Source organism: Streptomyces sp. NPDC026538, assembly GCF_055567535.1.
The window spans coordinates 64,981-77,981 of record NZ_JBVHQG010000002.1; the positions used below are offsets into that span (position 1 = coordinate 64,981).

A 13,001-nucleotide genomic window follows, 5' to 3' on the forward strand; every position below is an offset into this window, starting at 1 on the left:
GTTGTCAGTGGCGGACGGCAAGCTGGTGGGTGCGCACCGCACACGCGGTGCGGCCGCGCCGTCCGGGCGCGTGACCGTGACGACCGACGGGGAGAGCCGAGCCATGCCCACCGCCGTACTGACCGACCGTGAGCGCACCGCCGTCCAGGCCTATCTGCGGCTGCTGCACACCGTCCGCGCGGCCTTCGACGGACCTCCGGACGGCGCCCCGCGCCCCTTCCTGGTCCCACCCGCCGTGCTCGCCGAGGCCGAGGAGGCCCTGGCCCGGGCCGGACTCGCCGGCAACGAGGAGGCGTTCTTCCGCCTCCTGCACGACTGGTGCACACCCGTCTGAGCCGACGGAGCACGACCAGGGGCGCTGTCAGGGGTGCGGCACGATCACGGCCGAGGTCAGCATGCCGTGCCCCACGCTCCAGCGGCCCTCGAAGGCCTGCAACCGCTGCCCGCCGACCTGGGGGCCGGGAACCAGGAGGCGGGCGTACAGGGTGCCGTGCGGCCGCTCGCCGGGCTCCGGGAGGAGCTCGATGTCGGCCTCCATGAAGTCCAGCCACTTCCCGGTGAGGGGGAACCACGCCTTGTAGACGGATTCCTTGACGCTGAACAGCAGGCGGTCCCAGTGCACACCGGGCCGCTCGGCCACGAGCCGGCGCAGCCGCTCCTGCTCCGAGGGCAGCAGGACGGACTCCGCGACGCCCTCGGGCAGCGGGGCGTGCGGTTCGGCGTCGATGCCCAGGGAGGCCAGGTCGGTGGCGCGGACCAGGGCGGCAGCGCAGTAGCCCTCGCAGTGGGTCATGCTGCCGACCAGCCCGTCCGGCCAGCGCGGTGCGCCGCGCTCGCCGCTCAGGACGGGCTGCGGCGGAACCCCGAGCTTCTCCATGGCACGCCGGGCACAGGCGCGCACGGCGGAGAACTCGCGGCGGCGCTTGGGCACGGCACGCGCGACGAGCGCCGCCTCCTCGGGGTAGAGGGGGGCTTCCCGGATCGCCTCGTCACCGAGCATCTCCACGGCCACCACCGAGTCCGGGAGCAGCTCCTCGATCACCGGTTCCGACCTCCATCGGCAGAATGCGGCGCAGCTTGCCCGGGGGCTGGGAGCGCTTGCGCCACTCGCGGGGGTATCCCACGGAGACCTCTTCGAAGCGGACCCCGTCGTGCCAGGTGGTCCGGGGGATGTGCAGATGACCGTAGACCATGGTGTCGACGCGGAACCGGCGGTGCCAGTCGGCGGTGCGGGTGGTGCCGCACCACATCGCGAACTCGGGGTACCACAGGACGTCCATGGGGTGCCGGTCCAGCGGATAGTGGGCCGCCAGCACGGTCGGCAGTTCCTCGGGCAGCTCGGCGAGCCGGCGCTCGGTGGCCTCGACCCGGGCCCGGCACCAGTCCTCGCGGGTCGGGTAGGGGTCGGGGTGGAGCAGGTACTCGTCGTTGCAGACGATGCCGGTGCCGCGCGCGTACGCGAGGCCCTCTTCCTTGGTGGTGCAGCCGGCCGGCAGGAAGGAGTAGTCGTACAGCAGGAAGAGCGGGGCGACCACGACCGGGCCGCCCGGGCCCTCCCAGACCGGATAGGGGTCCTCGGGGCTGACCACGCCGAGTTCCCGGCAGAGGCCCACGAGGTGCTCGTAGCGGGCGACGCCGCGCAGGGTGACCGGATCCTTGGGGTGGGTCCACAGGTCGTGGTTGCCGGGGGCCCACAGCACCTTGCCGAAGCGGCCGGCGAAGGTCTCCAGGACCCAGCGGATGTCGGCGACGGTCTCCGCGACGTCACCGGCCACGATCAGCCAGTCGTCATCCGTCTCGGGGCGCATCTTCTCGACGAGCTCACGGTTCTCCGGATACGAGATGTGCAGGTCGCTGATGGCCAGCAGCTGCCCGGCACCGGCCGTTGACTCCACCCCGTACCCCTTCCGATCATGTCGTCACCACCCACCTCAACACATGACGGGTCGACGGAACAAGGGGACTTGTCGGCCTGTCGGCGGGCACTCGCCCGGCCGGGCCCCGGCGGTCCGCCGGGCCGGTGCCCGTCAGTCAAGGAAACCGACGCGGACGGTGCAGGAAAACGCGCGTGGACAGTCCCGCGAAATCCGTAACACTGGCGTTGCACGCGAGGCCCTTTGAAAGCCGTATGATCCCCCCAACACCACCGCCACGAACTTCCCTTCGTCCAGGGCGGTTTGGTGACCCTCCAACCACCCTGCCCGGGCACGGGCCCGCTGAGCCCTGCCCGAAAACCCCGGAAGGCGGCATTAATGCGCTCTCGCGTACGCGTCTGGCTCAACCGCACGTACGCGGAGAACGTGTTCTTCATGGATCAGCTGCGGAAAAATCCCAGCGACCGGGCGGTCGAGATCCATGCGACGCACGGTGACGCCGACTCCCCGGTGCTGGCCGCCGCCGACACCGCCGAACTGGAGCCGGAGGGCCTGTCCCCGGCCGGCTACGTCGAGTACGCGCTCGACCAGTGCCAGCGCCGTGGCATCGATGTCTTCGTGCCCCGGCTGCACCAGTCGGCGATCGTCGCCCACCGGTCCGACTTCGAGGCGGTGGGAACGGCGCTGCTGGCGCCGACGCCGGAGGGCACCGCGGTCTTCGAGGACAAGGCGACCGCGTACGAGGCCGTCGCCTCGGTCGGTGTCCCGGTGCCGCCGTGGTGGCGGGTCCGCACGGCGGACGAACTGGTCGCCGCGGTCGAGAAGCTGGAGACCGACGGGCACAAGGCCTGCTTCAAGCCGGCCGCCGGTGCGGGTGGTGTGGGCTTCCGGGTGATCACGCGCGCCCCCTTCTCGCTCTTCCACCTCAACGGGTTCCCGGGGCCGTACGTCCAGCTCGACCTGGTCGTCGACGCGTTGCGGCGGGCCGACCAGCCGGTGGACTGGCTGGTGATGCCGCGGCTGGAGGAGCCGGAGGTGTCCGTGGACTGCCTCACCGGGCCCGACAACCGGGTCCGGCTGGCGGTGGGCCGCACGAAGAAGGGCCGCCGTCGTGGTTTCACCCTGGACGAGCGGTGGCTGGAGCCGGCCCGGCTGATCGCCGGGGGCTTCGGGCTGCACTACCTGTCCAACATCCAGTTCCGGATGTACGGCGACGAGCCGGTGCTGCTCGACGTCAACACGCGTCCCGCCGGGGGGTTGCACCAGCTGTCACTCTGCGGGGTCAACGCTCCGTGGGCGGCGGTGCAGTTGGCGCTGGGCGAGGACCCCGGGGTGATCGAGCCGCCGTTCCTCGGGCAGGACTACGCGGTGGTGTCGGGGCCGCGTCCCGTGCTGCCGTCCGTGCCGGCCGTGCGGGAGGAGGCCGACGTGGTGCTGGCGCCGCCGGTTCCCGTGGAGGTGGAGTCGGTCGACGCCGCGGCCGCGGTGCTGCCGCTCTAGGTCGGCGGCCGGGTGCGGCGCCGTCGTGGTTTCTCGCCCCCACGGTGGAGCCGGGGATCGAAGACAGCCCCGCGCCCCCAAGTCATTCACCACACCGGTATGGACCAATTCGCGCTCGTCTCCTTGACAGCTGGATTGGTCCATACCATTTTTGTTGCGCACCCCCTTTCGCACCTTCGTGCAACTCCCGAACACCCCCATTCCTCCAGGGAGATCGCGTGCGCAACTCGCTCAGACGTTCCAGACGTCGGATACTCGCACTGCTCGGGTCCGCCGCCCTCGCGCTCGCCGGGGCCATCGCGCTCCCCGGCACCGCACAGGCGGCCAACGTCCTCTCCAACCCCGGCTTCGAGTCGGGGAGTCTCTCGCCCTGGTCCTGCACCGGGAACCTGGGCTCGGTCGTCTCCTCCCCCGTGCACGGCGGGTCCAGGGCCCTCGCCGGGGCCGTGAGTTCCAGCGACACCGCCCAGTGCACGCAGACGGTCGCCGTGCAGCCCAACACCACGTACTCGCTGAGCGGCTGGGTCCGCGGCTCGTACGTCTATCTAGGGGTCACCGGTGGCACCTCCACCTGGACCACATCGCCGTCCCAGTACAGCCGGCTGAGCGTCTCCTTCACCACCGGGGCCTCGCAGACCAGCGCCCAGATCTACATCCACGGCTGGTACGCGCAGGGCACCTACTACGCCGACGACATCAGCCTCGACGGGCCCGGCGGCGGCAGCTCCGACACCCAGGCGCCCACCGCGCCCACGAACCTCGCCTCCACCGGGAAGACCTCGTCGAGCGTGTCCCTGTCGTGGTCGGCCTCGACGGACAACGTCGGGGTGACGGGCTACGACGTCTACAGCGGGTCGAGCCAGGTGGCGAGCGTCTCCGGAACCTCCGCCACGGTGAGCGGACTGTCGGCCAGTACGGCGTACACGTTCACGGTGAAGGCGCGGGACGCGGCCGGGAACGTGTCGGCGGCCTCCAACGCCGTGTCCGTGACGACGAGCGCGGGCAGCGGCGGCGGGACCGGCTTCAAACAGGCCGCGCCCTACCTCTTCGAGGGCTGGGGCGATCCCCCGAGCCCGTCCACGGTGATGAGCGCCACCGGCATCAAGAACTTCACCATGGCCTTCGTGCTGGACTCGGGCGGCTGCACCCCGGCCTGGGACGGCAGCCGGGCGCTGACCGGCGGCGCCGACCAGACCGCGATCAACCAGATCCGGGCGGCCGGCGGTGACATCACCCCGTCGTTCGGCGGCTGGCAGGGCAGCAAGCTCGGCGCCAACTGCTCCTCCGCGAGCGCGCTGGCCGGAGCGATCCAGAAGGTGATCGACGCCTACGGTCTCAAGTCCGTCGACATGGACATCGAGAACACGGACGAGTTCGAGAACGAGGCCGTGCAGGCGAAGATCCTGACCGCCCTCAAGACGGTCAAGGCCAACAACGCCGGCCTGAAGACGATCGTCACCTTCGGCACCTCCACCACCGGGCCGACGTACTACGGCAACCGGCTCATCGAGCAGGCGCAGTCGCTCGGCGCGAACATCGACGTCTTCACGATCATGCCGTTCGACTTCGGCGGCGGCGCCGACATGTACGGCAACACCGTGGCGGCGGCCGAGGGGCTGAAGACCAAGCTGAAGTCCACCTTCGGGTGGGACGACGCGACGGCCTACGCGCACATCGGGATCTCCGGTATGAACGGTCTGTCGGACCAGCAGGAGACCACGACCCCGGCGATCTGGACGCAGATCCGTGACTGGGGGAACTCGCACCACATCGCCCGGCTCGCGTTCTGGGCCGTGAACCGGGACCGCGGCTGCGCGGGCGGTGGCGTGGTGAGCAACTGCTCCGGGATCAGCCAGAGCAACTGGCAGTTCACCTCGATCACGGCCGGCTTCACCGGCTGAGCGACGGCAGCGGTGGCGTGGGGGTGCCTAGACCGGGTACCCCCACGCCTTCGCTATCTCGCCCAGCCGGGGCGGGAGTTCGGCGGTGGGGTCGGCCTGGCGGGCGGCCTGGATACGGCCGGACTTGATCTGGCTGCTCCAGTCGCCCAGCTTCGGCCTGAAGGTGCCGTGGTCCTGCTTGCCGTAGTCGAGCATGCCGCTCTCCCAGGGGACGCCGAGGTACCCGCACAAGTCGCGGGTGACCCGCTCCGGCGCGGCGGTGAGGTCCTCGTACGTGATCACATGGACGCCGGGGAGGTTCAGACGCGCCTCTTCGAGCTTCTCCGCGTAGCTCAGGACCTCGGCGCGGATCGCCTCGTGGTCGGGATCGGCGCGGCGGCTGGTCAGGGACTGGATGACGGCGCCGGGGTGGCGCAACAGCAGGACGAACCGGGCGTCGGGCCAACATCGGTGCAGCCGGGGCCAGATGAGGGTGTTCGGCGGGGTCTTGTCGACGATGACGTCCTTGCCGCTGCGGCTGAGCTCCAGGTGCAGCACCCGGTCCCACAGGACGTGCTCCAGCTCCTCGCGGTCGAGGGCGAGTTCCTTCATGGCGTCCGCGGTGAACTCCCGGGACATCTGGACGTGGACCGTGCGCAGATGCATCTCGTGCGGGGCGCGGATGCGGCTGTGGCTGTTCAGCAGGACGCGCAGCAGCGTGGAGCCGGAGCGCACCGAGGAGAGGACGAAGACCGGGGCCGCCACCAGGCGCGGGGCGCGGGGGGCCACGTAGTCGGCGGAGGTCCGCGGCCGCACCGGACGCTGCGTCGGGATCGCGTCCAGGGTCCTGCGCGGAGGGCTCACCGCCTGCGCCATGAGCCGTCCCCGGCGCCTGAGCCCCTTGGCGATCGCTGACATTCGCGGGTCTCGCACGGTGATGCCTTTCTCTCGTCCCTGCCGTTCCGCATCCCAGGGGTGGCAGGCGAACTCGAGATGTCCGAAAGGCGAACCGAAGGGGTCACGGTGGCCCGAAAAGCCGCCGTGACCAGGCAACTTACCGTTCTCTTAATTCTTCATATGAGAATTCCCGACTTTTGGCGCCGAACCGGACCTAACCGGATCGGAATCGGATCGGAATCGGATCGGAGTCGGATCAGAACTGGATCGGGAGACCGGCTCAGGACCCCATCAGAACCGGCCGGATCCCCGGTACAGCTCCAGCTCCCCGTCCAGTTCGACGGCGAGGACCGTGGCGTAGGGGTCGAGGTCGGCCGCGGCCGGCGGGTCGATCCACAGCACGCCGACCGCCTCGTGCAGTCCGCCGACGACACGGTGGGCGAGTTCGCTGCCGGTGCCGAGCACGCTGACCTTCCGGACCGGGGTGACCAGGCCGCGGACGCCGATCTCGGCACGCGGGATGTCGTACAGGGTGAGGTAGAGGGTGCGGCGGTCGGCGGAGAGGGTGCTCGGCCCGTAGTGGTGCCCGGCCGGCAGCCCGCGGACCGTGCCGTACACGGCCTCGGCGTGTCCCCGGATCCACTCCCCCAGGCCTTCGAGGCGCTCGACCTGCGGCTGCGGGATGGTGCCGTCCTCCGTAGGGCCGACGTCCAGGAGGAGATTGCCGCCACCGCCGATGGTCTCGGTGAAGTAGCGGATCAGCTGGCTGAGCGACTTGTGGTTGTGGTCGTGGTGCTGGAAGCCCCACGAGTCGTTGATGGTGAGGCACAGCTCCCAGGGCCCGGCGGGGGGTTCGACGGGTACGCCCTGTTCCGGTGTCGCGTAGTCGCCCTCGCTGAGCATCCGGGCGTTGAAGACGACGTGCGGTGCGTAGGAGCGGACGAGCGCGGCGAGTTCCCTGATCCGCCACTGCTCCTCGCTGCGGTCCCACTCCCCGTCGAACCACATCAGATCGGGCCGGTAACGGGAGGCCAACTCGCGTATCTGGCCGTCACGGTAGGCGATGAACCGCTCCCAGGCATCGAGGTCCTCGTCCTCGGCCGAGCACTCGGAGTACCGGTTGTCCTCCTGCTCGGGCGGGCGGCCCGGCTTGCGGGTGCTGGCGTAGTCGGGGTGGTTCCAGTCCGAGTGCGAGTAGTAGAGACCGACCTTGAGGCCCTGTTCACGCAGGGCGTCTGCGTAGCCGGTCAGATAGTCCCTGCCGAGGTTGAGATCGCCGAACTCGGTGTCCCACAGCGCCACTCCGTCGTGATGACGGCTGGTGAGCACGGCGTACCTGGCGCCGGCGCGGGCGAACAGGTCGGCCCAGGCGCGCGGGTCGTACTTCGCGCCGGTGAAGCGGCCGAGCTGGGACATGTACTGGTCGTGCGGCACGATGTCGTCGTAGAACGACCAGGACTCCTGGACGCCGTCGACGGCGTAGATCCCCCAGTGGACGAAAATGCCCAACTTGGCGTCGGTGAACCACGGTTGCATGGGCACGGATGGACTCCCGTCGGATACAGGGTCGGTCGGGGTAAGGGGCGGGCCGGGCGCACGACCGCCGGGCCCGCCCCCGGGGGCTACCGGGCGGTGGCCGCCCGCTGCAGCCGGAGCGTCAGGATCTGGAACGGCCGCAGCGCCACGGCGACGGTGTCCCCTTCGGTGTCCGCCGTCTCCAGCGGGCGCTCCAGGAGGTCGGTCACCTGGGCGCCCGCGAGCGGGAAGCCGGTGCGCAGGACGCCCTGGGCGCGGCCGCCCCGGGACTCGTAGAGCCGGACCACGACATCGCCGGAGGCGTCGTCGGCCAGTTTGACCGCCTCGATCGTCACGCCCTCGCCGGAGACGGAGACCACCGGCTCCGGCGCACCCGCCGCGTCGGCCACCCGGAGCGGGAGGTTGAGGGCGTAGCCCTCGGCGACCGCGTCCCCGATGCTCGCGCCGGGGAGCAGGGAGTAGGTGATGCGGTGCCGGCCCTGGTCGGCGCCCGGGTCCGGGACCCGCGGGGCACGGACCAGGGAGAGGCGGACCGTGGTGGTGGTACCGCCGTCCTCGCGGACCGTACGGGAGACGTCGTGACCGTACGTCGAGTCGTTGATGACGGCGACGCCGTAGCCGGGCTCCGCGAGGTGCACCCAACGGTGGCCGGATACCTCGAAGCGGGCCGCCTCCCAGGTGGTGTTGGTGTGCGTGGGCCGCTGGACGTGACCGAACTGGATCTCCGCGGAGGAGTGCGCGGCCCGGATGTCCACCGGGAACCCGGCCTTGAGGAACTTCTCGGCCTCGTGCCAGTCGATGTCCGTCTCGAAGTCGATCCGCGGGCTGCCCGCGCGGACGGTGACCGTCTGGGTGATCGTCGAGCCGTTGCCGAAGGGGCGGGTGACACGGATGGCGCCGAGCAGCGGGTCCGCGTCGACGACGGTGATCTCCGAGGGGTCCAGCAGGTCCGTGTAGCGGTTCTTGTAGTGCTTGTCGACGTCCCAGGCGTCCCAGTAGTTGGGGAGGTCGGTGTGCAGGCGGAGCAGGTTGCCCTGGCCGGCCAGGACCTCACGGCCGGCCCGCAGGTCGTGGACGGACGACAGGGTGCCGTCCTCGGCGATCTCCACCCGGACGAGCCCGTTGTCGATGACCCGGCCGTCGACCGTCACCGGCTGCGGGGCTCCGGCGGCGCCGGTCAGCGGCGCGCTGCCGCTCGCGGGGACCTCGACGAACACCGGGGTGCCCGCGCTGTCGCGGACGACCTCGGCGCGGTCGTAGGGGCTGGTGTTGAAGACCCGGGCGGTGCCGCCGCCGAGCGCGGTGACCGCCTCGGTGGTGAGCGCCTCCAGCTCCTGGGCGACCCTGGCGTACTCGGCCTCGGCCTCGCGGTGCACCCAGGCGATCGAGGAGCCGGGCAGGATGTCGTGGAACTGGTGGAGCAGGACCGTCTTCCAGAGCCGGTCGAGCCTCTCGTGCGGGTAGCGGTAGCCGGGCGCGTGCAGCGCGGCCGTCGTCGCCCACAGTTCGGCCTCGCGCAGCTTGTGCTCGCTGCGCCGGTTGCCCTGCTTGGTGCGGGCCTGGGAGGTGTAGGTGGCGCGGTGCAGCTCCAGGTAGAGCTCGCCGACCCAGACCGGCGCGTCCTCGTACTCGGCGCGGGCCTTGGCGAAGAAGGCGTCCGGGTGCTCGACCTCGACGCGCGGGGAGCCCTCCAGGTCCCTGAGGCGGCGCGCCCGTTCCATGATCTCGCGGGTGGGGCCGCCGCCGCCGTCGCCCCAGCCGAAGGGGGCCAGCGAGCGGGTGGCGCCGCCCTTCTCGGCGTAGTTGCGGACCGCGCGGGACATCTCCTCGCCGCTGAAGCGGGCGTTGTAGGTGTCGACGGGCGGGAAGTGGGTGAAGATGCGGGTGCCGTCGATGCCCTCCCACCAGAAGGTGTGGTGGGGGAACTTGTTGGTCTGGTTCCAGGAGATCTTCTGGGTGAGGAACCACTCGTTGCCCGCGAGCTTGGCGATCTGCGGGTAGGCGGCGTTGTAGCCGAAGGAGTCCGGCAGCCACACTCCCTTGGTCTCGACACCGAAGTGCTCCATGAAGAAGCGCTTGCCGTGGACGAACTGGCGGGCGACGGCCTCGCCGCCCGGCAGGTTGCCGTCGGACTCCACCCACATGCCGCCGACCGGCGCCCACTGGCCCTTCTTGACGGACTCCTGGATCCGGGCCCAGACCTGCGGGTAGTTGTCGCGCACCCATTCGTACTGCTGGGCCTGCGAGCAGGCGAAGACGAACTCCTCGTACTCGTCGGCCAGCGAGGTGACGTTGGAGAAGGTCCGGGAGGTCTTGCGCTTGGTCTCGCGGATCGGCCAGAGCCAGGCCGAGTCGATGTGCGCGTGGCCGACGCCGGAGATGCGGTGGGCGCTGGCGTGCGCGGGCTTCGACAGTGCCGGCTTCAGGGCGGCGCGCACGGCGGCGGCCGAGCCGGAGATGTCGTCCAGGTCGAGCAGGTCCATCGCGTGGTCGAGGGCGTGCATGATCTCGTGCCGGCGCGGGTCGTGCTCGCCGAGCTCCAGCATCAGCTCGCGCAGCACCTGGACGTCCAGGTCGAGGTGGAAGACCTCCTCGTCCAGGACGGCGATGTCGGCACGCTTGAAGGTGTAGAGCGGCTTGTCGCCTGCCGTCAGCACGTCGCCGAGGGGGGTCGGCGCCGCGAAGTCGTTCGCCAGGATGTCGGGGTTGGAGGCGGCCTCGACCAGGTAGTCGACGACCTCGCCGCCGGCCGCCGGGTTGGCGATGGCCACGTACTGGTTGAGCGGGTTGACCGCCTTCAGCGGGGTCCCGTCGGCGAGGTGGACCAGGGCCTCGGCCTGGTTGCCGGGCCAGTCGCCCACGAAGCCGAGGTCGACGACCGCCTCGACGCGGCGGCCCGCGAACTCCGCGGGAACCTGTCCGCGCATCCGGAACCAGGTGGTGCCCCAGGGCGGACCCCAGGGGGTGTCCATCGCGAACGGTTCGTACGCGGCGGCCGCGGCCTCCTCGAAGGACACCGGCTCCCCCGGGGCCTGCCAGGCGGACACCTCGAAGGGAACGGCGGCCGCATGGATCGCGGGCTTGATGCGCTGGTTGTGGAGGCGCTCTACGCGCTCCTCGATCCGGCGGCGTTCGTCGTGCATGGAAGTCTCCAGAAGAGGGATGGAAAGCGCTTTCCGAGCGGCTGGTTACTTAAGATACGCGAGGCCGGGGTGGACCTCGGTGTACCCCTCCACCAGCCGGCGGGCCACGTTCACCGAGTCGACCAGCGGGTGCAGGGCGAACGCCTTCACGGCCGTCGTGCGGGAGCCGGACTCGGCGGCGGCGAGCACCTCGCGCTCGACCGCCTTGACCGAGCAGACAAGTCCGGTGGCGTGATCAGGAAGCGGATCGACGGCGACCGGATGGGCCCCGTTGGCGTCGACCAGGCAGGGCACCTCGATGACGGCCTCGCCGTCGAGCACCGCGAGGGTGCCGCGGTTGCGGACGTTGAGGATCAGAGTGGTGCGCTCGTCGCGGGCGATGGCCCGCATCAGCGCCAGGGCGACCTTCTCGTAGCCGCCGGACAGGTCGTCGGCGTCGCGCTCGCCGGCGCCGGCGGTCTCCCGGTTCTCGGACATGTAGGTGGCCTCGCGCTCGGCGCGGGTGCGGTCCCAGGCCGCCAGGGCCGCGGCACCGGGGTCCCGGACCTCTTCGTAGAAGTGCGCCTGCTGGTCGCGCAGGAAGGCGCCGCGGGTCTTCTCGGCCTGCTGGTAGGCGCGGACCGCCTCGCGGTTGAAGTAGTAGTAGTGCAGGTACTCGTTGGGGATCGCGCCGAGGGACTGCAGCCAGTCGACGCCGAAGAGCTTGCCCTCCTCGAAGGAGCCGAGCAGGCCGGGGTCGGCGAGCAGGCGCGGGAGTTCGTCGCGGCCGGCGACGCGCAGGCCGCGCACCCAGCCGAGGTGGTTGAGGCCTACGTAGTCGATCCAGGCCTCGCGCGGGTCGGCGCCGAGCACCCGGGCGATACGGCGGCCGAGGCCGACCGGCGAGTCGCAGATGCCGATGACGCGGTCGCCGAGGTGGCGGGACATGGCCTCGGTGACCAGTCCGGCGGGGTTGGTGAAGTTGATGACCCAGGCGTCGGGGGCGAGCCGGGCCACCCTGCGCGCGATGTCGACGGCGACGGGGACGGTCCGCAGCCCGTAGGCGATGCCGCCGGCGCCGACCGTCTCCTGGCCGAGGACGCCCTCGGCAAGGGCCACCCGCTCGTCGTCCGCCCGGCCCTCCAGGCCGCCGACGCGGATCGCGGAGAAGACGAAGTCGGCCCCGCGCAGGGCCTCGTCGAGGTCGGTGGTGGCGGTCACCGTGGGCGCGTCGGGGACACCGGCCGCCTGTTCGGCCAGGACCCGGGCGACCGCGGAGAGCCGGCCGGCGTCGAGATCGTGCAGCACGACCTCGGTGACCCGGCCCTCGCCGCGGTCCGTCAGCAGCGCCCCGTACACGAGCGGCACCCGGAATCCGCCGCCGCCCAGAATGGTCAGTTTCACGCTTGAGCCTTTCCTGCCAGGACCACGTCGACACCGGCCTCCTCCAGGGCGGACCGGGTCGCCGGGTCGACCGGCGCGTTGGTCACCACCAGGTCCAGGTCCTCGGGACCGCAGACCTTCGCCATGCCCGTACCCGGGAACTTGGCGGCATCGGCGAGCAGCACCACCTTGTCGCTCGCCTTGATCATCGCGCGCTTCACCGGCACCTCCACGACCGTCGTGTCCATCACCTGGCCGCCGGGGCGCACCCCGCTGGTGCCGAGGAAGAGCCAGTCGGCGTGCAGCTGGCGCAGGTTGTCCTCGGTGAGGAAGCCGACCAGGGAGCGGTACTCGCGGCGGACCATGCCGCCGAGCAGCACCAGCTCGATGCCCTCGTCGTCGGCGAGCTCCTCGTAGACCACCAGGTTGCTGGTGATGACGGTGAGCCGGCGGCCGTGCAGCTGGCGGGCCAGCCGGTAGGCGGTGGTGCCGATGTCCAGGAGGACCGACTGGCCGTCCGCGACCAGAGCCGCCGCGCGCGCCGCTATGGCGTCCTTCTCCGCGACCCGCACCTCGGCGACCTCGGCGAAGGGCTGGTCCCCCTCGTCGGCGACGGCACCGCCGTGCACCCGCGTCAGCAGCCCCTCCTCCTCCAGTTTCAGCAGGTCACGCCGGACGGTGGCGGGGCTCACACCCAGCTGCTCGGAGAGATCGGTCACGGCCGCGGGGCCGCCCGAGCGCAGGGCCCGCAGGATGAGTTGATGTCGTCGTTCTGCCAGCACACGATGAACACTACTCGTCATCTTCAA

Annotated in this window: 10 protein-coding genes; 3 read left to right on the forward strand and 7 right to left on the reverse strand. The window is 71.0% G+C overall.

Annotated features, from left to right (window positions below; genetic code table 11):
- The first annotated feature begins 103 nt into the window (after positions 1-103).
- Positions 104-334, forward strand: coding sequence for a hypothetical protein (locus tag ACZ4N4_RS07255; protein WP_467585485.1), 231 nt, complete (start codon positions 104-106; stop codon positions 332-334).
- A gap of 27 nt (positions 335-361) precedes the next feature.
- Here the strand turns inward: ACZ4N4_RS07255 and ACZ4N4_RS07260 are convergent, their stop codons facing one another.
- Both ACZ4N4_RS07260 and ACZ4N4_RS07265 read right to left on the reverse strand, forming a co-directional pair.
- Positions 362-1,042, reverse strand: a complete 681-nt coding sequence (locus tag ACZ4N4_RS07260; RefSeq protein WP_467585487.1) for a 4'-phosphopantetheinyl transferase family protein — start codon at positions 1,040-1,042, stop codon at positions 362-364.
- The gene (locus ACZ4N4_RS07265; protein WP_467585489.1) at positions 990-1,895 is read right to left on the reverse strand and encodes a metallophosphoesterase family protein; all 906 of its coding nucleotides are present in this window, start codon (positions 1,893-1,895) and stop codon (positions 990-992) included. The genes ACZ4N4_RS07260 and ACZ4N4_RS07265 overlap by 53 nt, the downstream gene beginning before the upstream one ends.
- 357 nt (positions 1,896-2,252) lie before the next feature.
- Between ACZ4N4_RS07265 and ACZ4N4_RS07270 the strand changes: the two genes are divergently transcribed.
- The gene (locus tag ACZ4N4_RS07270) at positions 2,253-3,374 is read left to right on the forward strand and encodes an ATP-grasp domain-containing protein (protein WP_453567577.1); all 1,122 of its coding nucleotides are present in this window, start codon (positions 2,253-2,255) and stop codon (positions 3,372-3,374) included.
- Positions 3,375-3,592: 218 nt separating this feature from the next.
- On the forward strand, positions 3,593-5,275 hold the full coding sequence (locus tag ACZ4N4_RS07275; RefSeq protein ID WP_467585492.1) for a carbohydrate binding domain-containing protein: 1,683 nt from the start codon (positions 3,593-3,595) through the stop codon (positions 5,273-5,275).
- 27 nt (positions 5,276-5,302) lie between these two features.
- On the opposite strand, the gene ACZ4N4_RS07280 is transcribed toward ACZ4N4_RS07275, so the two are convergent.
- The 5 genes from ACZ4N4_RS07280 to ACZ4N4_RS07300 form a co-directional block, all read right to left on the reverse strand.
- Positions 5,303-6,130 (reverse strand): sulfotransferase family protein, encoded by an 828-nt coding sequence (locus ACZ4N4_RS07280; protein ID WP_467585493.1) that lies wholly within the window; start codon positions 6,128-6,130, stop codon positions 5,303-5,305.
- 312 nt (positions 6,131-6,442) lie between these two features.
- Positions 6,443-7,693 (reverse strand): alpha-L-fucosidase, encoded by a 1,251-nt coding sequence (locus tag ACZ4N4_RS07285; RefSeq protein WP_453567571.1) that lies wholly within the window; start codon positions 7,691-7,693, stop codon positions 6,443-6,445.
- An 80-nt stretch (positions 7,694-7,773) separates the two neighbouring features.
- Positions 7,774-10,830 carry an alpha-mannosidase gene (locus ACZ4N4_RS07290; RefSeq protein ID WP_467585498.1) on the reverse strand — a complete coding sequence of 1,019 codons (3,057 nt, stop codon included), beginning with the start codon at positions 10,828-10,830 and terminating at the stop codon, positions 7,774-7,776.
- A 45-nt stretch (positions 10,831-10,875) separates the two neighbouring features.
- On the reverse strand, positions 10,876-12,213 hold the full coding sequence (locus ACZ4N4_RS07295; RefSeq protein WP_467585501.1) for a 6-phospho-beta-glucosidase: 1,338 nt from the start codon (positions 12,211-12,213) through the stop codon (positions 10,876-10,878).
- Positions 12,210-12,974, reverse strand: coding sequence for a DeoR/GlpR family DNA-binding transcription regulator (locus ACZ4N4_RS07300; protein ID WP_450764644.1), 765 nt, complete (start codon positions 12,972-12,974; stop codon positions 12,210-12,212). Before ACZ4N4_RS07300 ends, ACZ4N4_RS07295 begins: the two co-directional genes overlap by 4 nt.
- Positions 12,975-13,001: the final 27 nt, after the last annotated feature.